Annotated in this window: 27 protein-coding genes; 10 read left to right on the forward strand and 17 right to left on the reverse strand. The window is 68.1% G+C overall.

What is annotated here, in order from left to right; genetic code table 11:
- Positions 1-117: 117 nt before the first annotated feature.
- A complete protein-coding gene (locus ABZS43_RS02880) occupies positions 118-1,203 on the forward strand; it encodes an S-(hydroxymethyl)mycothiol dehydrogenase (protein WP_355034098.1) in 1,086 nt (361 codons plus the stop codon).
- Positions 1,200-1,826: an MBL fold metallo-hydrolase gene (locus tag ABZS43_RS02885; protein ID WP_355034099.1), complete on the forward strand. Its 627-nt coding sequence runs from the start codon at positions 1,200-1,202 to the stop codon at positions 1,824-1,826. The genes ABZS43_RS02880 and ABZS43_RS02885 overlap by 4 nt, the downstream gene beginning before the upstream one ends.
- 36 nt (positions 1,827-1,862) lie before the next feature.
- Here the strand turns inward: ABZS43_RS02885 and ABZS43_RS02890 are convergent, their stop codons facing one another.
- From ABZS43_RS02890 to ABZS43_RS02925, 8 genes are all read right to left on the reverse strand, one after another.
- Complete coding sequence (locus ABZS43_RS02890) at positions 1,863-2,312, reverse strand: DUF350 domain-containing protein (RefSeq protein WP_355034100.1); 450 nt, start codon at positions 2,310-2,312, stop codon at positions 1,863-1,865.
- Positions 2,313-2,339: 27 nt separating this feature from the next.
- Positions 2,340-3,506, reverse strand: a complete 1,167-nt coding sequence (locus ABZS43_RS02895; protein WP_355034101.1) for a glutathionylspermidine synthase family protein — start codon at positions 3,504-3,506, stop codon at positions 2,340-2,342.
- Entirely contained in the window at positions 3,506-4,156 is a 651-nt protein-coding gene (locus ABZS43_RS02900) for a hypothetical protein (protein ID WP_355034102.1), read from the reverse strand. The genes ABZS43_RS02895 and ABZS43_RS02900 overlap by 1 nt, the downstream gene beginning before the upstream one ends.
- 31 nt (positions 4,157-4,187) lie before the next feature.
- Entirely contained in the window at positions 4,188-4,496 is a 309-nt protein-coding gene (locus ABZS43_RS02905) for an acylphosphatase (protein WP_355034103.1), read from the reverse strand.
- A 70-nt stretch (positions 4,497-4,566) separates the two neighbouring features.
- The gene (locus ABZS43_RS02910) at positions 4,567-5,034 is read right to left on the reverse strand and encodes an OsmC family protein (protein WP_355034104.1); all 468 of its coding nucleotides are present in this window, start codon (positions 5,032-5,034) and stop codon (positions 4,567-4,569) included.
- Positions 5,035-5,150: 116 nt separating this feature from the next.
- A complete protein-coding gene (locus ABZS43_RS02915; RefSeq protein ID WP_355034105.1) occupies positions 5,151-5,858 on the reverse strand; it encodes a response regulator in 708 nt (235 codons plus the stop codon).
- Between the two features lie 65 nt (positions 5,859-5,923).
- Positions 5,924-8,431, reverse strand: coding sequence for a sensor histidine kinase KdpD (locus ABZS43_RS02920; protein ID WP_355034106.1), 2,508 nt, complete (start codon positions 8,429-8,431; stop codon positions 5,924-5,926).
- Complete coding sequence (locus ABZS43_RS02925; protein WP_355034107.1) at positions 8,428-8,586, reverse strand: hypothetical protein; 159 nt, start codon at positions 8,584-8,586, stop codon at positions 8,428-8,430. Before ABZS43_RS02925 ends, ABZS43_RS02920 begins: the two co-directional genes overlap by 4 nt.
- A 181-nt stretch (positions 8,587-8,767) precedes the next feature.
- Here ABZS43_RS02925 and ABZS43_RS02930 point away from each other — a divergent pair, with 181 nt between their 5' ends.
- The 5 genes from ABZS43_RS02930 (at position 8,768) to ABZS43_RS02950 (ending at position 15,008) form a co-directional block, all read left to right on the forward strand.
- Positions 8,768-9,049 carry a potassium-transporting ATPase subunit F gene (locus tag ABZS43_RS02930; RefSeq protein WP_355034108.1) on the forward strand — a complete coding sequence of 94 codons (282 nt, stop codon included), beginning with the start codon at positions 8,768-8,770 and terminating at the stop codon, positions 9,047-9,049.
- 12 nt (positions 9,050-9,061) lie between these two features.
- The gene (kdpA, locus tag ABZS43_RS02935; RefSeq protein ID WP_355034366.1) at positions 9,062-10,732 is read left to right on the forward strand and encodes a potassium-transporting ATPase subunit KdpA; all 1,671 of its coding nucleotides are present in this window, start codon (positions 9,062-9,064) and stop codon (positions 10,730-10,732) included.
- An 88-nt stretch (positions 10,733-10,820) separates the two neighbouring features.
- Positions 10,821-12,881, forward strand: a complete 2,061-nt coding sequence (gene kdpB / locus ABZS43_RS02940; RefSeq protein ID WP_355034367.1) for a potassium-transporting ATPase subunit KdpB — start codon at positions 10,821-10,823, stop codon at positions 12,879-12,881.
- A gap of 1 nt (position 12,882) precedes the next feature.
- The gene (locus ABZS43_RS02945) at positions 12,883-13,806 is read left to right on the forward strand and encodes a potassium-transporting ATPase subunit C (RefSeq protein WP_355034109.1); all 924 of its coding nucleotides are present in this window, start codon (positions 12,883-12,885) and stop codon (positions 13,804-13,806) included.
- Between the two features lie 98 nt (positions 13,807-13,904).
- Positions 13,905-15,008 (forward strand): saccharopine dehydrogenase NADP-binding domain-containing protein, encoded by a 1,104-nt coding sequence (locus ABZS43_RS02950; protein WP_355034110.1) that lies wholly within the window; start codon positions 13,905-13,907, stop codon positions 15,006-15,008.
- A gap of 3 nt (positions 15,009-15,011) precedes the next feature.
- Here the strand turns inward: ABZS43_RS02950 and ABZS43_RS02955 are convergent, their stop codons facing one another.
- The 5 genes from ABZS43_RS02955 to ABZS43_RS02975 form a co-directional block, all read right to left on the reverse strand.
- Entirely contained in the window at positions 15,012-15,443 is a 432-nt protein-coding gene (locus ABZS43_RS02955; protein ID WP_355034111.1) for a hypothetical protein, read from the reverse strand.
- A complete protein-coding gene (locus ABZS43_RS02960; protein ID WP_355034112.1) occupies positions 15,440-16,525 on the reverse strand; it encodes a molybdopterin-dependent oxidoreductase in 1,086 nt (361 codons plus the stop codon). The genes ABZS43_RS02955 and ABZS43_RS02960 overlap by 4 nt, the downstream gene beginning before the upstream one ends.
- 98 nt (positions 16,526-16,623) lie before the next feature.
- A complete protein-coding gene (locus ABZS43_RS02965) occupies positions 16,624-17,289 on the reverse strand; it encodes a class I SAM-dependent methyltransferase (RefSeq protein ID WP_355034113.1) in 666 nt (221 codons plus the stop codon).
- On the reverse strand, positions 17,286-17,969 hold the full coding sequence (locus ABZS43_RS02970; RefSeq protein ID WP_355034114.1) for a DUF2064 domain-containing protein: 684 nt from the start codon (positions 17,967-17,969) through the stop codon (positions 17,286-17,288). Before ABZS43_RS02970 ends, ABZS43_RS02965 begins: the two co-directional genes overlap by 4 nt.
- Complete coding sequence (locus tag ABZS43_RS02975) at positions 17,966-18,637, reverse strand: glycosyltransferase family 2 protein (protein ID WP_355034115.1); 672 nt, start codon at positions 18,635-18,637, stop codon at positions 17,966-17,968. Before ABZS43_RS02975 ends, ABZS43_RS02970 begins: the two co-directional genes overlap by 4 nt.
- A 111-nt stretch (positions 18,638-18,748) precedes the next feature.
- Here ABZS43_RS02975 and ABZS43_RS02980 point away from each other — a divergent pair, with 111 nt between their 5' ends.
- The 3 genes from ABZS43_RS02980 to ABZS43_RS02990 are packed head-to-tail and all read left to right on the forward strand — an operon-like array spanning position 18,749 to position 21,862.
- On the forward strand, positions 18,749-20,134 hold the full coding sequence (locus tag ABZS43_RS02980; protein ID WP_355034116.1) for a hypothetical protein: 1,386 nt from the start codon (positions 18,749-18,751) through the stop codon (positions 20,132-20,134).
- A 5-nt stretch (positions 20,135-20,139) separates the two neighbouring features.
- Positions 20,140-20,844: a response regulator transcription factor gene (locus ABZS43_RS02985; protein WP_355034117.1), complete on the forward strand. Its 705-nt coding sequence runs from the start codon at positions 20,140-20,142 to the stop codon at positions 20,842-20,844.
- Positions 20,837-21,862, forward strand: coding sequence for a HAMP domain-containing sensor histidine kinase (locus ABZS43_RS02990; RefSeq protein ID WP_355034118.1), 1,026 nt, complete (start codon positions 20,837-20,839; stop codon positions 21,860-21,862). The genes ABZS43_RS02985 and ABZS43_RS02990 overlap by 8 nt, the downstream gene beginning before the upstream one ends.
- 23 nt (positions 21,863-21,885) lie before the next feature.
- Here the strand turns inward: ABZS43_RS02990 and ABZS43_RS02995 are convergent, their stop codons facing one another.
- The 4 genes from ABZS43_RS02995 to ABZS43_RS03010 form a co-directional block, all read right to left on the reverse strand.
- Entirely contained in the window at positions 21,886-22,950 is a 1,065-nt protein-coding gene (locus tag ABZS43_RS02995; RefSeq protein ID WP_355034119.1) for an NAD-dependent epimerase/dehydratase family protein, read from the reverse strand.
- Positions 22,951-23,074: 124 nt separating this feature from the next.
- Positions 23,075-24,163 (reverse strand): winged helix DNA-binding domain-containing protein, encoded by a 1,089-nt coding sequence (locus ABZS43_RS03000; protein WP_355034120.1) that lies wholly within the window; start codon positions 24,161-24,163, stop codon positions 23,075-23,077.
- Positions 24,164-24,235: 72 nt separating this feature from the next.
- Positions 24,236-25,741, reverse strand: a complete 1,506-nt coding sequence (locus ABZS43_RS03005; RefSeq protein WP_355034121.1) for a substrate-binding domain-containing protein — start codon at positions 25,739-25,741, stop codon at positions 24,236-24,238.
- A 133-nt stretch (positions 25,742-25,874) separates the two neighbouring features.
- Entirely contained in the window at positions 25,875-26,903 is a 1,029-nt protein-coding gene (locus ABZS43_RS03010) for a PHP domain-containing protein (protein WP_355034122.1), read from the reverse strand.
- Positions 26,904-26,913: the final 10 nt, after the last annotated feature.

Genomic DNA, 26,913 nt, shown 5'->3' on the forward strand with positions numbered 1-26,913 from the left:
TGCAACCTCCAATGTGGAATGTCAACCCCGGGTGGCCGGGCACCGTGGCGCGTCGTTCCCGTGCACGGCAGGATGGGCGATGCTTGACATGCGACAGGCCGAACCCAGGAGGCATTCGTGTCGGAAACCGTGCGTGGCGTCATCGCCCGTGGCAAAGGTGCACCGGTAGAGATCGTCGACGTCGTCATACCCGATCCGGGGCCGCACGACGTGGTCGTGCGTATCCAGGCGTGCGGGGTATGCCATACGGACCTGCACTACCGCGAGGGCGGCATCAACGACGAATTCCCGTTCCTGCTCGGGCACGAGGCCGCAGGCATCGTCGAAACCGTGGGCGCCGAGGTCACCCATGTGACGGCGGGCGATTTCGTGGTACTGAACTGGCGCGCGGTCTGCGGGCACTGCCGCGCCTGTAAGCGCGGACGCCCCTGGTACTGCTTCGACAGCAGCAACGCGAGCAAGAAGATGACGCTGACCGACGGCACCGAGCTGAGTCCAGCCCTCGGCATCGGCGCGTTCGCCGACAAAACCCTCGTGCACGAGAAGCAGTGCACCAAGGTCGATCCCGACACCGATCCGGCCGTCGCAGGCCTGCTCGGCTGCGGCGTCATGGCGGGGATCGGCGCGGCCGTCAATACCGGCGATATCTCCCGTGGCGATACCGTCGCGGTGATCGGCTGCGGCGGTGTCGGCGACGCCGCCATCGCCGGGGCCAGGCTGGCCGGGGCGAAAACCATCATCGCCATCGACCGCGACGCCGAGAAGCTGGGCTGGGCAACCGAATTCGGCGCCACCCACACCATCGACGCCAGTACCGAGGATGTCGTCGAGCGCATCAAGGAACTCACCGACGAATTCGGCGCCGATGTCGTCATCGACGCGGTGGGCCGCCCGGAAACCTGGAAGCAGGCGTTCTACGGGCGCGATCTGGCGGGCACCGTGGTCCTCGTCGGCGTACCGACCCCGGAGATGACCCTCGATATGCCACTGATCGACCTGTTCTCCCACGGCGGCGCGCTCAAATCCTCCTGGTACGGCGATTGCCTGCCCGAACGCGACTTCCCGATGCTGATCGATCTGTACCGCCAGGGCCGCCTGCCCCTCGACCGTTTCGTCTCCGAACGGATCGCGCTCGATCAGGTGGAAGCGGCATTCCACTCGATGCACGCCGGTGCGGTGCTGCGCTCGGTGGTCGTGCTGTGACGGCGCGCATCGACCGGGTCGTCACCTCCGGCACTTTCTCGCTGGACGGCGGCACCTGGGACGTCGACAACAATGTCTGGCTGATCGGTGACGACAGCGAGGTGCTCGTCGTCGACGCCGCGCACGACGCGGACGCGATCGAAGCGACGGTCGGCGGGCGACACGTGGTCGCGGTGCTGTGCACGCACGGGCACAACGATCACGTTACCGTCGCACCGGAATTGAGCAGCCGCCTGGACGCCCCCATCCTGTTGCATCCCGGCGACGAGCCACTGTGGCGGATGACCCACCCCGAGGTCGGCTATCGTTCCCTCGCCGATATCGAACGAATCACGGTCGCGGGCGCCGATATCGACATCCTGCACACCCCGGGCCACTCCCCCGGCTCGGTCAGCCTGCACCTGCCGGAACTGTCGGCCCTGTTCACCGGGGACACCCTGTTCAACGGGGGCCCAGGAGCCACCGGACGCTCGTATTCCGATTTCGACACCATCATCGACTCCATCCGGACCCGCCTGCTCACCCTCCCGGAGGACACGACGGTGCACACCGGCCACGGTGACGGCACCACCATCGGCGCCGAGAAGCCCGCGCTAGCGGACTGGATCGCCCGCGGCCACTGACCGCGACGGGGCCGGAATCCGGAATCGGGTTCCGGCCTACAGGATGGCGAAGGCGACGACGAGGCCGAGCGCGAAGTGCGCGGCGGCCACCACCAGGATCTCGACGGTGTAGGTCTCGGCGCGCAGGGCCACGCCGATATCGATGCCGAGCGCGCGTTCGAGGACGCGGACCGAGATGATCTGGGCGATGATGCCGACCAGGCCGTACACCAGCGCGGCGATCAGACCTTCGGAGAGTTTGCCCCCGGAGGAGTAGATCGCCAGGACCACGATGAGCGCCATGCTGATGATGCCCGCGGCGGTCACGATGATGGCATTGGGCTTACCCTCGACGACCATGCCGCGCAGGTTGCCCGGGGTGGTCAAGTCGATGGCGTAGAAGCCGATGAGCATCAGCACCAGGCCGATGACGGCGTAGAGGAGGATGGCCCCCACACCTTCGCCGAGTGCGCTCCAGTAACCCGATTCGAGGGCGACTGCGGTCATCGATGGTCCTTCCTGAACACTGAACGTCTAGTTCGTGGGGATGCGGTGCGGGACGAAAGCGGCGCCGTCGTCGGTGATCAGTCCGGCGGTCTCCCTGATGCCGAGTCCGGCGGCGGTGTCGCCAACCATCCAGGCGCCGAGGACGGGGCGCATATCGTCGAATTCCGGGAGCGGATCGAGTAATTGGTAGACGAAACCCTCGGCGCCGTAGATTCCGCCGGTCGCCGTCTCCATACCCGCGCCGACGATCGTCATATTCGCGCCCTCGCGACCCAGTTTGGGTTTGCGAATGTACTCGGTGAGCTCATTCGGCTGATCGAGGTAGGCGGGCAGCAGATTCGGATGACCTGGATACATCTCCCACAGCACCGCGAGAATCGCCTTGTTGCTCAGCAGGGTTTTCCACAGCGGCTCCACCCACATGGTCTGCGGCAGACTCTGCACGACCCGTTTGCCGAAATCGTCGTCGAGCACCCACTCCCACGGATACAACTTGAAGGCCGACTCGATCGGCGCCTCCGCCAGATCGACGAAACGCTCCAATTCGGAATCGAATCCGATTTCCTCGATGGGCAGCGCGATGGTGTCGAAACCCGCTTCGGCGGCGGTCTCCTGCATATACGCCGTCGTGACGTTGTCCTCGCCCGTGGCGTCGGCGCTGGACCAGCTGAAATGCAGTTGCGACGAGGGCAGTAGATCGCGCAGTTCGCGCCAGCGCTCGACCAGTTTGTCGTGCACCGAATTCCACTGGTCGTCGTCGGGGAAGACCGTGGTCAGCCAGTGCCACTGGATGATCGCGGCCTCGAGCAGCGAGGTCGGCGTATCGGCGTTGTATTCCAGCAGTTTCGCCGGGCGGCGCGCGTCGTAGCGCAGATCGAAGCGGCCGTAGACGTACGGGTCGCCGCGCCGCCAGGATTCGGCGATCGGTTCCCACGTCCACTCCGGCAGACCGAAATCCCGGTACCGCTCGGTCAGGACGACATGTTCGACCGCGTTCAAGCACATCGAATGCAGCAGTTCGACATCGGCTTCCAGCGCGAGGATCTCCGGCATATCGAATTCGTAGTGCACCGATTCGTCCCAATAGGGACGCGGCTGTCCGCTGGCGTCACGGCCCGGCGCGCCGTAGACCAGGCCCTGGCCTTCGATGATCTGCTGCCATCCCGCCCTCGGCGTGCTTCGGACACGCCGCATTAGGATCCGCCCCCGGTGCTCTTGCTGCCGAGTCCGCCGCGCTGCACGGTGGTGCCGGTCTTGGTCTTGATCTCCGCGCCCTTCGGCCGCACGGTGACCGCGCCGGTCGGCGGCTTGCCGACGGTGGTGCTGCCGCCGTAGTAGTAGCGGTACTGCGGCCAGCCCCCGAGCAGGATGATGCCGCCGGTGTGGTTGCGTCCGGTGTCGTCGTCGGCGAAACCGGCCTGTCCCGGTTTGCAGTATTTGTCCTCGACCACGACTTCTTTGCCGTTCTGGTCGATCTGCACGCAGGAGGCGGTCACCGTATCCGGGGCGGTCAGCGCGCGATAGGCGAGATAGCCGCCGCCGACCAATCCGGCGACGCCGACGACGGCGACGCCGCCGATGAGCACGCGATTGCGGGTGCGCTTCTTGGCCTGCGCGGCGGCGACGGCCGCGCGCTGCGCCTCCTCGGCGCGTTTGCGCGCTTTGTCGCGGGCCCTGGCCTCGGCGACCGTGGGCGGGCGCGGCTGGGTGATGCCCGGTTCCTGACGCTGGATGCTGCCCTGCCGCGTCGGCTCACCGGGCGCGGGTCCGGCGGGACCGCCGCTGCCTGGCTCTTCGCGGCCTGGGCCGCCCGATGGTTCCCCACCCGGTTGCTGCGTGCTCAACGAACCCTCCCCGGCACTCTCGAAACCACCACTACCGCTCCTCGAATCCGGGCATATCACCCCGCGCGGGCTCCCAGCTTTCCACAACCAGGGTGACCCGGCCAGCGGTATCGCCGGAGCGCAGCGAATCCAGCAACTTCCGGCACGCCGACCGGGGGCCCTCGGCGACCACATGCACGCGGCCGTCCGGTGCGTTCCTCGCGTAGCCGGTGAGTCCGAGTTCCAGTGCGCGCGAGCGCGTCCACCAGCGGAACCCGACACCCTGCACCGTGCCGTGCACCCAGGCACTCAGTCGCGCGCGCTCGTCCGGCCCGGATCGATCCGCAGGTGTCTCACCCATGGGCAGACCCTAACGGGTGCGAGGCCGCCGGGCGCACCGCACCGGCACTGTTCGCCGATACCGGTCCGGATCAGGCGTCGACCTCGAACGACACCGTCACCTTCGTGCCCGCCTTCAGCGTGCGGCCCACGGTGCACACCTTGTCGATGGAGCGCGCCACGGTGACGAGTAGTCGCTCGCGCGCCTGCTCATCGAGTTCGCTGAGGTCGAGTTCGAAAACCTCGTCGAGTTGCGGGTAGACCTCGTTCTCCCGGTCCGGGTCGCCCGCGACCCTGATCCTCGCGTCGAAATTGTCGCCGAGCTTGCGCGACAGCGGGAAATCCGCGCTCAGCCCGGAGCAGGCGGCGAGCGCGATCTTCAGCAGTTCACCGGGGGTGAACCGGCCGGGGACGCCCTGCGAGCCGACCAGCACTTCGGCCCCGCGTGAGCTGCGACCGGTGTACTCGCGGGTTCCGGTGCGCTCGACCCACAGGGTGGTCGGTTCCGCGCTCGTCGGCGCGGCGGCATTGGTCACGGGTGCAGCGGTCTGGTCAGCCATGGTGTCGATCCTGCCATTGTCGTCGGGGTGGTCGGGAAACCACTCACGCTTGGCAACATCGGCCGGACGCGCGGGCATTCCGGCGCGGGAGCACCGTCACACCCGCGACGGCGCGCTCACTGCTGGAACCGGTAGCCCATCCCCGCCTCGGTCAGCAGATGTCTCGGCCGGGACGGATCGTCTTCGAGTTTGCGGCGCAACTGTGCGAGATACACGCGCAGGTAGTGGGTTTCGGTGTCATACGACGGTCCCCAGACCTCGCGCAGCAATTCCTTGCGCCCGACCAGCTTTCCGCGGTGGCGGACCAGCATTTCGAGCATGCCCCATTCGGTCGGCGTCAGATGGACGGTCGCGCCGTTCCTGGTGACCATCTTGGCCGCCAGGTCCACCGTGAACGAGGAGGTCACCACCACCGGCTCGGAGGCGTCGGCATCGGTCGCGCCGCGCCGCACGGCAGCGCGCAGCCTCGCGAGCAGTTCGTCCATGCCGAACGGTTTGGTGACGTAGTCGTCGGCGCCCGCGTCCAATGCCTCGACTTTGTCAGTCGAATCGGTACGCGCGGACAGCACGATCACCGGGACCTCGGTCCAGCCGCGCAGCCCCGCCAGCACCTCGATACCGTCCATATCGGGCAAACCGAGGTCGAGGATCACCACGTCGGGATGTCTGTCGGCCGCGGCACGCAGCGCGGCGGCGCCGTTGTTCGCGGTGATCACCTCGTAGCCGCGCACCGACAGGTTGATCCGCAGCGCCCGCACGATCTGCGGTTCGTCGTCGACGACGAGAACCTTGGTCGTCGGAGCATCCTGCTCGGTGTCGGTCATCGCGACTCCGGTCCGCCTCTCCGCTCGTTCTGTCCTCGCACCGCGCTCGATCACCTTCGCGGTGGTCATCGGCTCTCTGCCCGCGGATCCTCGTCGGCGGGCAGATCGACGATCATCGTCAATCCTCCTCCCGGCGTCGGCTCCGCGTGCACCGTGCCGCCCATCGCCTCGACGAAACCCCTCACCACCGATAGACCGAGACCGACCCCGGTGGTGTTGTCACGATCTCCGAGTCGCTGGAACGGCTCGAACAACTGCTCCTCGGAACCGGGCGCGATCCCGGGCCCGACATCGACCACCGCGATCACCACCCGATCGTCGGCACGTTCGGCGGTCACTCGAACCGGCGTATCCCGCCCGGAATGGCGCAGGGCGTTATCGATCAGATTCGCGACGACCCGCTCCAGCAGACCGCTGTCCGCCCGGACATACACCTCGCCGACGTCGACCTTCACCCGATCCATCGAGGCCCGTCGCAACCCGCGGGTGCCCATTCCCACACTCACCAGCGCACGGTGGGTCACCTCGTCCAGGTAGACCCGCCGCGACTGTGGCGCGACGACGCCGACGGCGAGCCGGGAGGAATCGAGCAGATTGCCGACCAGCGCCGTCAGCTGATCCACCGATTCCTCGATGGCCTCGAGCAATTCGGCGGTGTCCGCGGCGGAGAATTCGACATCGTCGCTGCGCAGGCTGGAAACGGCGGCCTTCGCCCCGGCCAGCGGCGTGCGCAGATCGTGACTCACCGCCGACAGCAGCGCGCGGCGCAACCGATCCGCCTCGAGCAGCGCCGCCGCCGCGCTCGCCTCCTCGGCCAACCGCCCCTGCCTGACCAGTCCGGCCGCCTGATTGGCGACGGCGTTGAGCACGGGGCGGTCGCCCGCCGACAGCGGACGCCCGGACAACAGCAGCCAACTGGTCGTATCGCCCGCCTCGACAGCGGTTTCGGCGGCGGAGACGCGTTGCGGTGGATCGATCCCGACCTGCGCGACCACGAGGTCACCGCACACCATGCTGACCGCGCGTAATCCGTAGGTCTCACGCACCTGCTCCAGCAGATTCGGCAGATCCGCGCCGTGCAGCACGGCTCCCGCGAACATCGTCAGCAGTTCGGCCTGCCGGGAAGCCTTGCGGGCCTGCTTGGTTCGCTTCGCCGCGACATCGACGAGCGCCGCGACGGCGACCGCGACGATCAGCAGTACCGCCACCGTGACGAAACTGTCCGGCTCGGCGATGGTGAGGCTGTAGCGAGGGTCGGCGAAGAACCAGTTCAGCAGCAGTCCCGAGAACAGCGCCGAGAACACCGCGGGGATGACGCCGCCGAGCAGCGCGACGGCGACGACGCCGACGAAGAACATCGCGCTCAGACCGCCCAATTGAAGGTAGTCGTCCAGGAATACCACGCTGATCCCACAGACCGCGAGCGGCACCAGTACCGCGGCGGGCCAGGCCATCGCCGGTTGCCGGGGCGCGACCGATCGCCAGCGCAGTCCTCTGTTGGCCTCCTCGTGGGTGACCATGTGCACGTCGACCTTTCCCGACCGCTGCACCACGGTCGACCCGATCCCCTCGTCGAAGATGCGAGCCCAGCGGGACCGCCGGGAGGTGCCGAGCACCAATTGGGTCGCGTTCACCTCGCGCGCGAATTCCAGCAGCGCGGTCGGCACGTGATCGCCGGTCACGGTATGCAGCGAGGCGTCGAGGCTGCCCGCGAGCTCGCGCAGCCTGGCCATCCGCTCGGCCGAGACGCCGACTAGTCCGTCACCGCGCACGACATGCACCAGGACGAGATCGGCACTCGATTTCATCGCGATGCGACTGGCGCGCCTGACCACGGTCTCCGATTCCGGACCGCCGGTCACCGCCACCACGACACGTTCGCGGGCCTCCCACAGTTCGGTGATCTTGTGGTCGGCGCGGTACTTCGCCAGCGCGGCGTCCACCTGGTCGGCGAGCCAGAGCAGTGCGAGTTCGCGCAGGGCGGTCAGGTTGCCGGGACGGAAGTAATGACGCAACGCCGCGTCGACCTTGTCCGCGGCATAGACGTTGCCGTGGGAAAGTCTGCGCCGCAACGCTTCCGGAGTGATATCGACCAGTTCGACCTGTTCGGCGCTGCGCACGACCGCATCCGGCACGGTCTCGCGCTGCGTTATCCCGGTGATCTGCTCGACCACATCGTTGAGGCTCTCCAGATGCTGGACATTGACCGTCGAAATGACGTCGATACCCGCGTCGAGAAGTTCCTCGACATCCTGCCAGCGTTTCTCGTGCGTGCTGCCGGGCGTGTTGGTGTGGGCCAACTCGTCGACGAGAACCACCGCGGGACGGCGGCGCAACACCGCCTCGACGTCGAGTTCGGGGAATTCGGCGTCCCGATAGGCGATCACCTTCGGGGGAATCCGCTCGATCCCTTCGAGGAGGCGCGCGGTCTCGAGACGGCCGTACGTCTCGACGACCCCGGCGACCACGTCGCGACCGCGCTCGACGCGCCGGTGCGCCTCGCCGAGCATGGCGAAAGTCTTGCCGACCCCCGGTGCCGCACCCAGGTAGATGCGAAGCTGGCCGCGTTTCACTCGTCCATCATCGCGCGCCACGACGCCACGTCACCGATCCCGGCGCGGACTGTCGCGGGGTCACATTCCCGGCGATCGCCTGCCGCGTGCAGCGACCGGATGAGAAGTGCGCTGACCACGAAGCCCCCGATGAGGGCGACCGCCACGGCCGACATGCGCCGTCCTTTCGACAACCGATGGGAATGCCGGTGGCGAAGGCTCCGCCTGGCCGGTCGCTGTCGTTTCTACCTCCGCCACGCGGCGACGATCGCGATCTTTACGACGTCTTGACGGTATGCCGTTCGGCCTTGACGGCATCTTTTCACCACCCCGAGCGCGCCCGTCAACGAAATATCAATGCTCGTCGACGACCCGCTAAGGACTCGTAAGGAACCCCGGCGAAGACTCGCTCGCGCGCTTGACTCATCCGTGCGCGTTCCACGAGGGGACGGTGCGAGGAGGTTGGTCATCCATGTCTGTCGTGGTCTTCACGATGCTCACCGTGGCGGTGTTCGCGCTGCTCGGCCTGATTCAGCGGGGGGTTTCGAAACTGTGATCGCGAACGCTGTCGGTCTGGTGCTCGCCGTTCTCGTCGCGCTCTACATGGTCGCGGCTCTGCTGTTTCCCGAGAGGTTCTAGGTGAACACGACGGTGAACACGACAACGGCGGGGATCGCGTTCGCCGTCTCCCTGATCATCGCGCTCGCCCTGGTGCACGTGCCGCTGGGCGACTACATGTACCGGGTGTACAACGGCGACAGACATTCGCGCGTCGAGCGGCTGATCTACCGAGCCATCGGCGCGCAGCCGGAGGTCGGGATGACCTGGGGTGTGTACGCGCGCAGCGTACTGGCGTTCTCGGCGGTCAGCGTCTTGTTCCTGTTCTTCCTGCAATTGCTCCAGGGCGGACTGCCGCTGCGCCTGAACGATCCGGGCACCGAGATGACGCCCGCGCTGGCGTGGAATACCGCGATCAGCTTCGTGACCAATACGAACTGGCAGGCGTACTCCGGCGAATCGACCCAGGGCCATCTGGTGCAGATGGCGGGTCTGGCGGTGCAGAACTTCGTCTCCGCGGCGGTCGGCATCGCGGTGGCGGTGGCGCTTGTGCGCGGTTTCGCCCGCAGGCATACCGGTGAACTCGGCAATTTCTGGGTCGATCTGGTGCGCGGCACCGTGCGCATCCTGCTGCCCGCGGCGTTCGTCTTCGCGATCGTGCTGATCGCCGGTGGCGTTGTCCAGAACTTCCACCCGCACGACCAGGTCGCCGCGACCCTCAACGGCGCCGAGCAGACCATTCCCGGCGGCCCGGTGGCGAGCCAGGAGGCCATCAAGGAGCTCGGCACCAACGGCGGCGGCTTCTACAACGCGAACTCCGCGCATCCGTTCGAGAATCCGACCGCATGGACCAACTGGATCGAGATCTTCCTGTTGCTGGTGATCAGTTTCTCGCTGCCGCGCACCTTCGGCCGGATGGTGGGAAGCACCAGGCAGGGCTTCGCGATCGTGGCGGTGATGGGCACGATCGCGCTGCTCAGTGTGACGCTGACCAATATCTTCCAGTTACAGCATCACGGCACCGTGCCGACCGCGGTCGGCGCGTCCATGGAAGGAGTGGAAACACGCTTCGGCGTGGCGAATTCGGCGACCTTCGCCGCCTCGACCACCCTGACGTCCACCGGCGCGGTCGACTCGTTCCACGACTCCTACACCAGCCTCGGCGGCATGATGACGATGTTCGATATGCAACTGGGCGAGGTCGCGCCGGGCGGCGCCGGTTCGGGGCTCTACGGCATGCTGATCCTCGCGGTGATCACGGTATTCGTCGCGGGCCTCATGGTCGGGCGCACCCCGGAATACCTCGGCAAGAAGATCACGCCCCGTGAAATCAAGCTCGCCGCTTCGTATTTCCTGATCAGTCCGCTGATCGTGCTGGTAGGCACCGCGGTCGCGATGGCGATGCCGGGACAACGCGCGGGCATGCTCGGTGCGGGTCCGCACGGACTCTCGGAAGTGCTGTACGCCTTCACCTCCGCGGCCAACAACAATGGTTCGGCCTTCGCCGGTCTGAGTGTCGACACCGACTGGTACAACACCGCTCTCGGCCTGGCGATGGTGTTCGGCCGTTTCCTGCCGATCATCTTCGTGCTCGCACTCGCCGGTTCATTGGCCCGACAGGGCACGACTCCCGCCTCGATCGGCACCTTGCCGACGCACCGGCCGCAGTTCGTCGGCATGGTCGTCGGCGTGACGGTGATCCTGGTCGCGCTCACCTTCCTACCCGCGCTCGCGCTCGGGCCGCTCGCCGAAGGAATTCACTGAAATGCCCAGCGCCGTAACCTGTAACAAATACGAGACCGGATCGGGACACGACGGCAGAGGCGCCGCGAGGGGCGCGCTCGACCCGAAGATGCTCCTGACCTCCCTCCCCGACGCGGTCGGCAAACTCGACCCGCGCACCATGTGGCGCAATCCGGTGATGTTCATCGTCGAGATCGGCGCCGTCTGGTCGACGGTGCAGGCGATCGCGGACCCCACCTTCTTCGCCTGGGCGATCGTGCTGTGGCTGTGGCTGACGGTGGTTTTCGCGAATCTGGCCGAAGCGGTGGCGGAGGGCAGGGGCAAAGCGCAGGCCGACGCCCTGCGCAAGGCCAAGACCGACGCCGTCGCACGACGCCTCGTCGAATGGACTCCCGGCGGCCGACCGGTCGAGGAAGCGGTCGGCGCACCGGAACTGCGCCGCGGCGACCACGTGGTCGTCGAGGCCGGACAGATCATTCCCGGCGACGGCGACGTGGTGGAGGGCATCGCCTCGGTGGACGAGTCGGCCATCACCGGCGAATCCGCCCCGGTCGTCCGGGAGTCCGGCGGCGACCGCTGCGCGGTGACCGGCGGCACCACGGTGCTGTCGGATCGTATCGTCGTGCGGATCACCCAGGAGCCGGGACAGAGTTTCATCGACAAGATGATCGCCCTGGTCGAGGGCGCGAGCAGACAGAAGACGCCGAACGAGATCGCGCTGAACATCCTGCTCGCCTCGCTGACGATCATCTTCGTCTTCGCGGTGATCACACTCCAGCCGCTGGCGATCTTCTCCATGTCGAACAACCCCGGCGTCGCCGAGACCGTCGCGCTCGACGCGCACGGCGTCACCGGAATCGTCATGGTCTCGCTGCTGGTCTGCCTGATCCCCACCACCATCGGCGCGCTGCTCTCGGCCATCGGCATCGCGGGCATGGACCGGCTGGTCCAGCGCAATGTGCTGGCCATGTCGGGCCGCGCGGTGGAGGCCGCGGGCGATGTGAACACCCTGCTGCTCGACAAGACCGGCACCATCACCCTCGGCAACCGGCAGGCCTCGGAATTCGTTGCGATGCCGGGTATTCCGGACGACGTGGTGGCAGGTGCGGCACAGCTGTCCAGCCTCGCCGACGAAACCCCCGAGGGGCGCTCCATCGTGGTGTACGCCAAGCAGGCGTACAACAAGCGGGAGCGCACGCCGGGTGAGCTGATCGGCGCGACCTGGGTGGAGTTCACCGCCACGACCCGCATGTCGGGGGTCGACCTTGCCGGCGGTCACCGGTTGCGCAAAGGCGCGGCCAGTGCCGTCACCGAATGGGTACGGTCCCAGGGCGGCGACGTTCCCGCCGAACTCGGGGCGGTCGTCGACGGGATCTCGGCCTCCGGCGGCACCCCGCTCGTCGTCGCGGAGGTCGATCAGGGGCTGGCGCGACTGCTCGGCGTCATCCACCTCAAGGATGTCGTCAAACAGGGCATGGGGCAACGATTCGACGCGATGCGCAGGATGGGCATCCGCACCGTCATGATCACCGGTGACAATCCACTGACCGCCAAGGCGATCGCCGAGGAGGCTGGCGTCGACGATTTCCTCGCCGAGGCCACCCCGGAGGACAAACTCGCCCTGATCAAGAAGGAACAGCACGGCGGGCGGCTGGTCGCGATGACCGGTGACGGCACCAACGACGCACCCGCGCTCGCGCAGGCCGATGTCGGTGTGGCGATGAATACCGGTACCTCGGCGGCCAAAGAGGCCGGAAATATGATCGATCTGGACTCGGACCCGACCAAACTCATCGAGATCGTGGAGATCGGCAAACAACTGCTCATCACCCGCGGCGCGCTCACCACCTTCTCGATCGCCAACGATATCGCCAAATATTTCGCGATCCTGCCCGCGCTGTTCATCGGGCTCTTCCCTGGCCTCGACCTGCTCAATGTGATGCGGTTGGCCAGTCCGCAATCGGCGATTCTGTCCGCGGTCGTCTTCAACGCACTCGTCATCGTGGCGCTGATTCCGCTGGCACTGCGCGGGGTGAGATACACCCCGGCGGACGCGTCGAAGTTGTTGAGCCGCAACCTGACGGTCTACGGCCTCGGCGGCATCGTCGCGCCGTTCGTGGGCATCAAGATCATCGACCTCGTCGTCCAACTCCTCCCCGGGATGGCCTGATATGCGTATGCCAACGTGGGTCCGCCAGCACGTGGCCGCGCTGCGCGCGCTGCTCGCGCTCACCGCGATCACCGGAATCGTCTATCCGGTAGCCGTTTTCGCGGTCGGGCAGCTGCCCGGCCTGAAGCACGACGCCGACGGCTCCCTGCTCACGGTAAACGGACAGGTCGTGGGCAGCAGCCTGATCGGCCAGCCTTTCACCGGCAAGGACGGCGCGGCACTGGTGCAGTACTTCCAGAGCAGACCGTCCGCGGCAGGGGAGATCACCCAGGGCGCGGGCGACGGGTACAACCCGCTGTCCACCTCTGCGTCCAACCGCGGGCCGGAGGATATTCGCGATGTCACGGTCACCGATGACGAGGGCAGATCCGAGACCCGGGCCGGTCTGCTGACGACCGTCTGCACGCGCGGCAAGGAGATCGCCGACCGTGAGGGGGTCGACGGTCGCCGCCCGTTCTGCACGGCGGACGGTATCGGCGCGGTGCTGTCGGTCATCGGGCCGCGTGACGCCGCCGGCGAGGTCTCGCATCCGGTCGCGGTCTACAGCGTCAACGAGTTGTGCTCCGAACATCCGAGGCCGTTCCTGGCGCGATACCACGGCGTCGAGGTGAAATGCGCGGCCGAACTCGGCGGTTACGCCGAGGGGCGCATCATCGCGATCTACGGCGACAACCCCGCCGAACCCGCCGTCCCCGCCGACGCGGTGACCGCGAGCGGCAGCGGACTCGACCCGCATATCTCCCCCGACTACGCGAATATCCAGGTCGCGCGGGTCGCCGGGGCGCGGGGCATTTCCGAGCGGCAGGTGCGTGAACTCATCGACGCGCACACCTGCGGTCGCACACTCGGATTCCTCGGCGAACCCACCGTCGACGTGGTCGAACTCAATCTGGCACTCGATCGCGACTATCCCTACCGAGGCTGAAGGGTGTCGGATCGGACTATCCCCTTTGACAACACGTTACAGTTCGCCGGTACCCGGCGATTGCGAACGGGCGACCCGCAGAAAGGACCGAAACCGCCATGACGTGGATGATCTACGGGGCGAACGGCTACACCGGCGCGCTGTTGGCCGAGCGTGCGGCGTCCACCGGTGAGCGGCCGCTGCTCGCGGGCCGCAACGCGAAGGCCGTCCGGTCGGTCGCCGAACGACTCGATCTCCCGTTCGTCGCGGTCGACCTCGCCGACGACGCCGGACTGGACGCCGCGCTTGCCGATATCGACATCGTCGCGCACTGCGCCGGACCGTTCTCGGCCACCGCGTCGCCCATGGCGCACGCGTGCCTGCGCACCGGCACCGACTACGTGGACGTGACCGGCGAGGTCGACGTATTCGAAGCGCTGTACGGATTGCATGACGACGCGGCGGCGGCCGGAGTCATGCTCGTGCCCGGCGTCGGATTCGATGTCGTGCCCACCGAATATCTCGCGGTGCGCCTGGCTCGCGAACTGCCGACCGCGACCGACCTCGATATCGCACTGGTCAGTCGCGGCGGGTTCAGCCGAGGCACCCTGCGCACCGCGCTGGAAGGCGCGCAGAGCGGCGGCCGGGTCCGCGCGAACGGCGAACTGGTGAGCGTTGCCACCGCACACCGCTCCCGTCGAATCCGGTTGAGCGGCGGCGAGGTCACGGTCCACAGCATTCCGCTCGGCGATATCAGCAGCGCCTATCGCTCCACCGGGATACCGAACATCACCGATTTCACCCGCATTCCCTTCGGCGGATTCCTTCGCCACGCCGATCCGGTCCTGCGCGGGGCGCTGCGCCTGCCCGGGGTGGCGAAGCTGCTCGACCGCGGTATCGCCGCGGCTGTCACCGGGCCGTCGGAGAACACCCGCGCCGATACCCGCAGCGAACTGTGGGCCGAGGTCAGCGACCCCTCCGGGCAGGCCAGACAGCTGCGGCTCGCCGTCGCCAACACCTACGATTTCACCGCGGCGAGCGCCTTGCACGCGGTGCGCACACTCTTGGCGTCCGAATCCCGTCCCGGCGGGGCGTACACCCCGACGCAGGCTCTCGGTGCCGGATTCCTCGAGGGAATTCCGGAGGCGGGGGTCTCGGTGGGCGAGGTGACCGACCCGCACGGCGCATCTCCCGAAACTCCCTCCGGACGGGACCATCGGTAGAGGTCAGGGCTGGTGGCCGGAGGCCGGGGTCCGTCGGGTCCGCAATCGGCCTGCCGTTACCGCGCCGACCACGAGGACCCAGATCAGCGTGATCGCGATGGCCAGGCCGAGCGGGTAGTCGCGGTCGAGCACCGTCGGGTTGTCCACGATCGCGCCGCCGCGGCGCAGCACCGGCGCGGTGATCAGCAGCAACGCGACGGTGCAGACCGCGCCGCAGGCGACCGGCCCCCACCAGGCGTGCGGAAGATAGCGACGCGCCGTCAGCCCCGTCGCGGCGCACAGCGGCGCGAAAACCGCGTCGTGCAGCAGGATCGCGCCCGCGAACCAGAGGATCACCGAGACGAGGTCTCTGCGTCCGAGGTCGAACAACAGACCGATGCCGTGCCATCCGAGCCACAACCCGGCCAGGATCAGCACGACGCGCAGTGTCGTCACGTTCGCACCTCGATACTCGACAGCCATTTCGTCTGGAGGACGCCGGGGCGATTCGGGGCGATCAAGCGGCACGGGTAACCGTGATCCAGATCCAGCGTCTCACCGTTCAGTGCCAGCGCGACCAGCGTGTCCGAGGCGACGACGTGGCGTTGCGGCAGCAGCGACGCACCGTAGATGCCGCTGGTTTCGAGTGATCGGAATCCGACGTCGCCGCCCGGGTAGGGACCGACGGCCTCGAGTAGATCGCGCAGGCGCACTCCGGACCAGTCGGCCGACGCGCTCCAGCCTTCGACACAGGCGATCGGCAGCGTGGCCCGGGTTTGCGGCAACGCCAGCAGTTGCTCGCGGGTGAATTCCCTGCGACGCGCACCGACCACCACGGTCAGGCGGTACGCCGGATCGCGGGCACGGTCCAGCACACCGGCCGCGGTCGCCGAACGATTCACCGGAAGCCCCTGCGGCCCGTGTCCACTGCGCGGCGCCGCGAACGCGACCCGCCGCAGCAGGGGCACCGTCTGCCCCGCGACGGAGAGCCCGGCCACCCCCGCGGCGACCCAGGCGGTCGCGACTATCGTCCGGCGTGAAATATGCCGCACCCCAGCACTATCGGGCGCGTCCGCCGGTTGCACCGGACGACTCAGCGCCGACCTGATCACCGGCAGCTTGACCGCCAGGTGCACCGCGAGCGCCCCGGCCGCGATGTAGGCCATCGCGTAATGCGCGGTCGGGAAGAAGAATTTCCACGGATAGAACTGGGCGATATTGAGCAACCCCGTCGACAGCTCGAACAGCACCGCACCGACGAGCAACGCGATCGATCCGCGTTCCAGTGCGCGCAGCGGTGAGCCGATGAGCGGTCGCTGGAACAACTTCGGATAGACCGACCACAATTTCACCAGCACCAGCGGAATAGCGCTCACCCCGGAGATCACATGCAGCCCCTGGGTCACCCGATAGAGCCAGACCGGATGCGCGGGCCACCAGAACCAGCTCGGCGGATGCTGGATTCCGTGGCTGAGCAGGCCGGTCAGGAAACAGAGCAGGATCGCGACGCCGAGCGCGATACCGACCCGGCTCGCCACTTCGGGCCCCCTCGCCGCCGATATGCCTGCCAACCGCCCCGACTCGCGCGCCCGTGGAGGCGTGGAATCAGAAGGGCGGTAGGCGGATTCACCCGAACTCATCGCACCGACACCCGCTCGGCTTCCCGCTGACGACGCAGCCACGCGATATGTCGACCGTCCACCGCCGCCGTGCCGAGCACCCGCAGACCCGCGCCGGCCGCGACCTCGTCGGCGTGTTCGATACCAACGCGGGACCAGGGAAACCACGCGCCCACACCCGATCGCGATTCCAACCGGATCGGTCGCGTCACCACACCTGTTCCCGGAACGGCGAATTCGACGATCGCCAGACCGTCGTGTGCGAGCAGTTCGGCGGTGCGGGCCAGGATGCGGCGCGGGTCGCCGCCGATCCCGATATTGCCGTCGGCCAGCAGGGCGTACGCCCAGCGCCCGGTGCCGGGCAGCGGCCCGAACACATCCCTGCGCAATGCCGGAGCTCCGCGAAATCTGGTGATACTCACCGCCGCGGGCGATATATCGACACCGAGCGCGAGCACCCCTCGGCGCAGCAGTCCCGCGACGAGTCTGCCCGGACCGCAGCCGAGATCGACCGTTGGTCCGTCGCAGCAGGCGGTCAGGGCGAAATCCGCCCTGTGTTCGTCGCCGGAGAGCCCGAGCCAGCGCCGGGTCGGCAACCGGTGCCTGGTGCCGTCGGCACTGCGTATCCAGCATCGCTCACCCGCCAGCAGGCGATCGAAGACGTCGAAATCCGTGCCGCTCACCGCGAAACCAGCCCGTGCTCACGCACCGCGTCGACGGTCCTCGCGAAACGTCCGTCGGACGCGGCGGCCACCGACACGGCATCGGCGAAGGTGTCGACATCGCGATACGAAGGAAGATCGATGACGCGAAAACCACAGTGCCGCACCATGTCACGGGTCAGTTCGGCGGTGCGGGCGGTGGACATCGGCACCCGCGCCAGCAAATGCGCCGGTTGCGGGGACGGCAGGCCGAGCGCCCACCACCCACCGTCCTCGGCGGGTCCGAGCAACGCCGAATCGCCCTGCGCCAACTGTCGCGCGGCGGCGCTCAGCACCTCGGGGCCCACCTGCGGGGTGTCCATCCCGATCTGGAGCACCGGGGCGTCGAATCGGGCGGCGTCGGCGTGCGCATTGGCCAGCCTGGTGCCGAAATCCGCGCCGCGTTGCGCGACGACGACGAATCGCGCCAGCACCCGCGCCAATTCCACGCCGCGTTCGGCGGCGTCGATATCGCCGGTGAACGCGACGACCCGGTGGGCGACGTCGCTGCGCGACACCGCGTCGAGGGTGTCCAGCAACGAGGCCGCCGCCACCCGCGCCGCCGCGCGCGGTTCGAGCGGCGGGGTCAAGCGGGTCTTGGCGAATCCGGCGATCGGGGCCTTGGCGATGACGAGCAGCGTCGTGTCGCCGCGGCCGGTCATCGCAGCACCGCCAGGAAATCCCTGGTGGCGCGCAGCGTGCCCACCCACGAGCCCGACACCTTCGACCGCCCGCCCGCCCTCGGCCGATAGCTGATGTCACGCTCGACCACCCGCCAACCCGAACCCGCCGCGCCGACAAGCAATTCCAGCGGATATCCGGAGCGGGGATGCAGCGGTCCCAGCGACAACACCGTGCTGCGCCGCGCCACCCGCATGGCGGCGATATCGTGCACGGGCAGGCCGTACCTGCGTCGCAGTCTGCGGGCGATCAGGAGATTGCCCATCCGCGCGTGCCACGGCCAGACCCCCGCGCCGATCGGACGCCGTCGCCCCACCGCGAGATCGGCTCCGCCGCGCACCAATTCGACGAGATCGGGGAGTTCGGCCGGATCCATCGACCCGTCACCGTCCAGAACCGCGATCAACTCGGTGCGGGCCGCGCGAATACCCGCCTGCACCGCGGAGCCGTAACCGGGCCGATCCTCCCGCACCACGGTGGCGCCGCCGCTGCGGGCCACCGCGTCGGTGCCATCGGTGGACCCGTTATCGACAACAAGCGCGTGATATCCGGCGGGAATGGCAGCCAGCACATCCAGCAACGATTCAGCTTCGTCTCGACACGGAATAACGACGGTCACTCCGTGCGGATCAACGTAGGCTTCGGTCACGGTTCGAACCTAGGCCGCCGAGACCCGATCGGCGGTCGAATTCCTGTGACGAAACAGTGACGGTGCCGAAAAAACGGCCTGGAACTGCACGTGCCTCCCGAACGCGGTCCTATGGTGAATTCCGTGTACGACGTCAGCGATGCCACCGAGAATGCCACCGATCGAGCGGCTGCCGACCCGCCGCGGGCGCGGTGGCGGGGCGAACTCATCGGCGCGGGGATCGCGGCGGCGCTGACCGTCACGGCTTTCACGGTTCCGCGAATCGCTAGCGAACAGTGGCGTGGCCGACTGTACGCGGGGGCCGCGCCGATTTTCGGGAACTGGCTACCGCATATCGGATGGGGTACCGCGCCCGCGATCGTCCTCGCCTGCCTCGTCATCGTCCGAGGGCCGGAACTGGCCGGGCGGCTACCGTGGCGCTCGGCGCTGGCGACGGCGTGGCTGACCGCGATCGCCTGGGCCTTCGCACTCGCCATGGTCGACGGCTGGCGGCGCGGCTTCACCGACCGGCTCACCACGAGCCACGAATATCTGCACGAGGTACCCGGCGTCACCGATATTCCCGATGCCCTGCACGGCTTCTCGGACCGCATCCTCGATTTCCAGCCGGATTCGTGGACCACTCACGTCTCCGGGCATCCACCCGGCGCGCTGCTGTTCTTCGTCCTCCTCGATCGGATCGGTCTCGGCGGCGGCGCGTGGGCGGGGACGGCCTGCCTGCTGATCGGAACGAGTGCCGTCGTCGCGGTGGCGGTGACGCTGCGGGCGTTGGGGGCCGAACACCGGGCGCGGGCGGCGCTGCCGTATCTGGCGTTGGCGCCCGCCGCGATCTGGATCGCCGTCTCCGCCGACGCGGTATTCGCTGGCGTCGCCGCATGGGCGGTCGCGCTGCTCGCGATCGCCACGCGACCCGGCCGCGCCCGCGTGCTCGTCGCGATGGCCTCGGGAGTGTTGTTCGGGCTCTGCGGATATCTCAGCTACGGATTGGCGCTGATGGCATTGCCCGCGGTCGCGGTACTCATCGCCGGACGAACCCCGCGCCCGATCCTCGCCGCGGCGGCGGGCGCACTGGCCGTCGCCGCCGTCTTCACCCTCGCCGGATTCTGGTGGCTCGACGGCTATCACCTGGTGATCGAACGCTACTACCAGGGCATCGCCGCCGAACGTCCGTTCGCGTACTTCTGGTGGGCCAATCTCGCCGCGACGCTGTGCGCGCTCGGGCTCGCCACCGCGGCAGCCCTGCCCCGAGCCCTCGCCCCGCGCGTGCTGCGTGCGCTCGACCCGGCGGCGCTGCTGGTCGTCGCGGGGCTCTGCGCCGTTCTTGTCGCCGATATGAGCGGACTCAGCAAAGCCGAAACCGAGCGGATCTGGTTACCGTTCGATATGTGGCTACTGGCCGCGACGGCATTCCTGCCCAGGTCCCACGCCCGGGTCTGGCTCGCGATCCAGGCGGCGGGCACGCTCGCGCTCGTCCATCTGGTCCTGACGAATTGGTGACATCCATGTGCATTCTGATCGCCGACGACGATCCCGTCGTGCGGGAGGTGGTCCGGCGCTACCTCGAACGTGACGGCCACACCGTCCGCGAAACCGCGGACGGCCCGGCGACATTGGCCGCGCTGTCCGACGACGGCGACGCGGTGGAACTCGCGGTACTCGACGTGATGATGCCAGCGCCTGACGGTATCGAGATCTGCCGGGCGATCCGATCCGGGCCGCGCCCGGACACCCCCGTCATCCTGCTCACCGCGCTCGGCGACGAAGACGATCGGGTTCTCGGATTGGAGGCGGGCGCGGACGACTACGTCACCAAACCGTTCAGCCCACGCGAACTCGCGCTGCGGGTGGCCTCGGTGCTGCGGCGGGCCACGACGGTGCGCGACAACGGCCACCCGATCCTGCGCGACGGACCGATCGAGGTGCGACCCGCCGCCCGACTTGCGCTGGTCGACGCCACCCCGGTCGATCTGACCCCGCGCGAACTCGATCTCCTGGTCTTCCTGCTCCGGCATCCGCGCGAGGTGTTCAGCCGGGAGGAACTGCTGGCACAGGTGTGGGGCTGGGATTTCGGCGATCTGTCCACCGTCACCGTGCATATCAAGCGGTTGCGCGCCAAACTCGGTGACCGCCACCGTATCGACACGGTCTGGGGGCGCGGCTACGCGTGGGGGCGCGTCGATTCCGGTTCGGGAGGAACCCGTGCCTGAGGACACCTTCGCGCTGGTCGTCTACTCGCTGGCCTGTTCGGTGCCGGTGGTGGTGATCGGCGCACTGATTCTGCGCGCCAACAGCAATCGTTCACTGACCGTCAGCATGGCGGTACTCGTGCTGATCCCGACGCTGGCGACGCTCGCGGGCATCATCGGCGTCAGCGGCCTGATGTTCACCCACGAATTACAGCGCACCGCCGTGGTATTGGCGGTTGTCGCCGCCGTCACCGTGCCCGCGGCGATCGTCCTCGGCCGGGAACAGGCCCGTAAAACCGTGTGGGAGAAGCAGATACGGGATCAGGAAAGGGCGGCGGAGAAATCCCGGCGCGAATTGGTCGCGTGGGTCAGCCATGATCTGCGCACTCCGCTCGCGGGTATTCGGGCGATGGCGGAGGCGCTGTCCGACGGGGTCGTCACCGGCCGCGTCGACGTCGCCCGCTACGCCGCACAGATCGGCTGTGAGACCGACCGGCTGTCGCGGATGGTCGACGACCTGTTCGAGATGTCGAAAATCAACGCGGGCGCGCTGCGGCTGGAACTGGAGCCGATAGATCTGCGCGAACTCATCGACGAGGTCCTGGCCGCCAACCGGCCGACCGCCGAACGCGCCCGCGTCACCCTGCGCGCCGACCAGCCGCCGCACCGGATCATGGTGTCCGCCAGCGACCAGGCCCTGTCCCGGGTGCTGACCAACCTCGTCTCCAACGCCATCGCCCACACTCCCCCCGGCGGCGAGGTGGCCCTGTCCGCCGGCACCGACGACGGCCAGGCGTGGGCACGTGTCGATGACACCGGTCCCGGAATCTCGGAAACGGATCTGCCCCGTATCTTCGACGTCGCCTACCGGGGCACCGCCGCGCGCTCGCCGGTCGCGGCGGGCGGGGTTCCCGCGGGCAGCGGTATGGGTCTGGCCATCGCCGCCGGATTGATACAGGCGCACCACGGTGACATCACCGTCCACAACCGCGAGCAGGGCAGCCGTTTCGAGGTCAGGCTGCCGCTGTCGGAACACTGAACCGCCGGACGCGGACGTGCGCCTCACTGCGTCGGCGCGCACACACCCGCACTCTCGCGCAAGGGCTCGAAGGCGAAACGGGCGAGGCCGTCGATCGGGTCCACCGCCGCCACGAAACCCAGTGTGCGCGCGGCCCGTCCGGGATCGGCGACGATATGGCGCACATCCCCCGGCCGGTAATCCCCGGTGACCACCGGCTCCGGTCCACCGCGCGCGGCGGCCAATGCCTCGGCGACCTCGAGAATCGAGATCGGCCGCCCCGAAGAGATATTGAACGGCTGGAACCCTGACAACGGCCGCTCGACGGCAGCCAGATTCGCGGCGGCGATATCGGCGACGTGCACGAAATCCCGCATCTGCCCGCCGTCTTCGAAAACGCGTGGCGGCTGCCCGGCCTCCAGCGCGGAGCGGAAGATCGCCGCAACCCCGGAATAGGGCGTGTCCCTCGGCATATCGGGTCCGAACACATTGTGATAGCGCAACGCGGTCACCGTCGATCCGGTCACGGCGGCCCACGCCGCCGCGTAATTCTCCTGCGCGAGTTTGCTAGCCGCGTACAGGCTCCTCGGCCGCAGCGGCGCGTCCTCGTCGACCGTCTCCCAGGTGAGCAATTCACCGTCCCGGCCCCGATATTCGAAGATTCCCGCCGCGAGATCCTCCCGTCGGCGCGCGCCGACCTCGACCCGGCCGCACCGCTGCCCGCGGTAGCGGCCCTCGCCGTAGACCACCATCGACGACGCGAGCACCAGTCGCCTGCATCCGGCCCGGTCCATGGCGGCCGAGAGCACCGCCGTCCCGACATCGTTGTGGCTGGCGTAGGCGGGCGCGTCCTGAGCGCTCACCCCGGCGCCGACCACCGCGGCCTGGTGGCACACCACATCGATACCGCGCAGTACGACGTCCAACGCGGCGCCGTCGCGCACATCGACCCGCGCCACCCCCGGCGGCGGCGCCGCATCGGGCCCGTGCGCCGCGGGCACCATGAGGTCGATCGGGACCACGTCGTGTCCCGCGCCGGTCAGCGCGCGATGGACGTGGGATCCGATGAATCCGGCCGCGCCGGTCAGCAACACCCGCATTCCGCTCACCGGCGCGATTCCGGCTTGCCCGCCTCGGCATCTCGAGTCATAGCCCGATCGTGCCCGGTCGCGGCGCGATCGGGCGGTATCCGCGCCGGAGCGTCATACTTCGGTCACCGATGGCCTGGCACGTTCACCGCTCGACGAGCACCTTGGCGTCCGCACCGGGCGCGACGAAGGACAGCAGGCGTTCGGCTTCGGCGCGGAGCGCCTCCTCGTCGGCCGGGGTGAGCGGATGCCACGGGATGACGCGGATGGTCGAGCCGTCGAGTCCCCACCGGCCGTGGACGAAACCGTCGACCAGGTACATGGGCACCCCCGCCGATGCCTCCTTGGCGACGCGCCGGCGGTCCTGTTCGCTGATCATCCGACGGCGGTCCTTGTGGCCGAGCAGGGCGTTGTCGAAGGCGGGCAGGAAACGCACGGGGACCGGCAGGTCGGGATCGGCCAGCGGCGCGCCGGGGAGATCGAACAGCACCTTGTGTTTGTCGTCGGTGAACACCCGCAGCCGGTCGCGCATATCGTCGATGACCTCGGCCAGCCTGGTGACCCCCGCCCACGCCTGCATATCGGCGACGGTGGCCGGACCGTAGGCGGCCAGGTAGCGCAGGATCAACTGCCGTGGATCGGGGGCGGGCCCCATCGGCGCGCCGATCCACTCGTCGGCCAGACTCAGCGTGACGTAGCGATTGCGCCACCGGCCCCACTCCCCGGTCTCGGGACCGTGGGCCATCGGCACCATCAACTCCACCGATTCGGCGAGCCTGCGCGGCAGCCGATTCGGAAACTTCTCGCCGAGTAGTTTCCCGAACTCGGCGCGGCTCAATATCTTTCCCGTGAGCAGGGCGCGACCCGCCGCGGCGAGTTCATCGAGGTCGATGCCATCGATCTCGTCGCGGAAGTAGGGCGACCGGAGCGCGGCGTCGACGATCGGCCGCACCGTGGGCCGTAACCAGCGGAAGTCCTCGGCGGTGGCGAGGTGCACGGTGCGCCGGATCATGGTGGAGCGCACCAGCTTCCGATCGCGCAGCAGCGAGGCCAGATCCTCGTGGGTGAAACCGGCCAGCCGCGACCACAATCCGACATAGGGCCAGTTGGGTTCCTGCCCCTGCACGGCGACCACATGCCGGACCAGCTCGAACGGGCTGATATCGACCCGCTCGGCCAGCATCTGGCGCACCAGCAGTGTCCGGTTCAGCTCACGCAGCGAAAGTTCGGTCATGGAATGATCCTCGCCGACCCCACCGACAGATCGGCACGGCGGCGGCGGTCCCCTGTCGCCGAGAACGCGGCGTCACCGGGACGGATCGCACCGTCCCGGCTCGATCAGGGGACTGGCGCACGGCTCGTTCCCGTGTGAACGCAGCACCTCCGCGCCGATATCGGCGGTCAGATAGTGCAGGAAACTCGCGGCGAGGGATTCGGCGGGCAGGTCACCGTTGCTGTAGGCGTATTCGACCCCCCAGAACGGGTACGACCGGTCGATGGCCCGCTGCCTGTCGGCGGCCACCCCGTCGATGGTGACGATCCGCATATCGGCCTTGCGGGCCTCGGAGAGTTCGCTGTAGCCGATGGCTCCGGGAATCTCGGCGACCGCCTTGTGCATATCCCTGGTCACCGGCACATCGCACGACGTGCCCGCGGTGTCCTTGATCGCCGTACAACTCTGGTGCGGGCGTTCGGGTTGCCCGCCGCCGAGTAGTCGGCGCTCGAATATCGTACGGGTACCCGATCCAGGGGTGCGGTTCACCAGCACCACCGGGCGGTCGGGGCCGCCGATCTGACTCCACCGGGTGATCCTGCCCTGGAACAGATCGTCGACCTGCGCCGCGCTGAGGTCGGTGATGCCGAGATCCTTGTGCACGATCACGGTGAACAGCGACAGCGACAGCGGGCGCGCGCGCAGCGCCGGATACCCTTCGCCCTTGGCCCCGTCGCTGATGGTCAGCAGCCCCGGATCGACGCCCGCCTCGGTCACCCGGTCCAGTCCCCGTTCGGTTCCCGCGAAGTCGAAGGCGAATTCCGCTCCGGTACAACGTTTCCCGTACTGGGCTGCGGCATCGCGAATGACGGGTTCGAAGGCGGAGGAGCCGACGACGGTCAGTTTTCCGGTGGCACAGTCCAGGGGATTCGGCTCGGGCTCGACCATCGCGACGACGAATTGCACCACGATCACCAGCACCAGGAACGCGATGAGCGCCAGCATCACCCGCGACACCCCGGTGCGGCTCCTGGTCTCGGTGACGCGCCCGCGTTTGATCCCGCCGAGCAGCACCGGGGCCGGATATTCGCCGTTGCCCTCGGAGCGTTGCAGGATCGCGAGCACCTTGTAGTGATCCCCGCGATTCAGCGGCACCTTGGGCAGGTCGATCACCCCGATATGCCCGCCGGTGTCCTCCCGGACGCCGATACCGGAATTGGGGCCGAGGGTATCGGCCAGATCCTGATCGCTGAGTTCGGTCACCGCCATGCCGACAACGCGGCGCTGCGGGAAGCGCAGATGTAAACCGACCCGGGGCACCGGAGCCAGATAGTCGGACGTTTCGATCGTCGAGGTCCCGCTGTTCTCGATACGAACCAGCACGATCGACAGATCGCGCAACTGCGCCCCCGCGTCACGACGCAACTGGGTCAGCACCCCGGGGAAGACCGCCTCGACCTCGCCGGTGACCGGCGTGTCCATCTGCACCCGGTAGCCGAGCCTGCGCCGCCCGACGAGAATGAACTCCCAGAGGAATGCTGCGACCGGCACCGCGATACCGATGAGCGCCAGTACCGTGTCGACCGGAAAATCCCCCACCGATGAACCCCTCCCCTGCGTCTTCTGGCCGCGCACAGCCCACCTCGACTACCGCCGGGTGCCAACCATTTTCGAGCGAATTCGACTACTCGCCCGATACCGGGGCGAATATTCGAGGACTGTTCACCGGCAGTCAACCGGCCTCGGTGGTACGAGTCCAGGCCAGCAACTGCTGCACCGGCCAGGTGTTGACGACCCGATCGGGCGCGACGCCGTTCGCCAGCGCGCGCTCGCATCCGTAGCCCTGCCAATCCAGCTGTCCCGGCGCGTGCGCGTCGGTATCGATGGCGAAACAGCAGCCCATCTCGACGGCGAGCCGAATGAGCCGCGAGGGCGGATCACGCCGCTCGGGGCGACTGTTGACCTCGACCGCGGTCCCGTACTGCCTGCACGCCTCGAACACCACTTCGGCGTCGAAACTCGATTCGGGCCGTATCCCGCGACCGCCTTCCACCAGGCGGCCGGTGCAATGCCCGAGGATATCCACATTCGGATTCGCGACCGCGTACACCATGCGCTTGGTCATCACATCGGCCTCGGCCCGCAGATGCGAATGCACGCTGGCAACCACGATATCCAGCTCGGCCAGCAGATCCGACCGCTGGTCGAGTGCGCCGTCGTCGAGGATGTCCACCTCGATGCCGGTGAGGATACGCAACGGTGCGACCCGCTCGTTGAGTTCGGCCACCACGTCCAATTGGCGGCGCAGCCGATCGGCGGATAGACCGTTGGCGACCGTCAACCGCGGCGAATGATCGGTCAGCGCACAGTATTCGTGACCGAGCGCGGCGGCGACACCCATCATCTCCTCGATCGGACTGCCGCCGTCGGACCAGTCCGAATGGGTGTGCAGATCCCCGCGCAGCGCGGCGCGCAGCGGTTTCCCCGCGGGGCCGATGGGTGCGGCGGCCCCACGCAATTCGGACAGATACGCAGGTGTCGCACCGGAATACGCCTGTTCGATGACAGCGGCGGTCTTGGGCCCGATACCCGCGATCTCCTGCCAGCTGCGCGCGGCGCGGTACGCGGCGCGTTCATCCTCGGACAGGTCGGCCACGATATCGGCGGCCCGCCGATAGGCTTTCACCCGGTGAGTCTGCGCACGTGCGCGTTCCAGCCAGAAACCGATTTCGCGCAGCGCTTCGACCGGGCCCTCCGTCACGGCAGGGCCC

This window comes from Nocardia sp. NPDC005366 (genome assembly GCF_040606855.1).
Lineage (GTDB): Bacteria > Actinomycetota > Actinomycetes > Mycobacteriales > Mycobacteriaceae > Nocardia.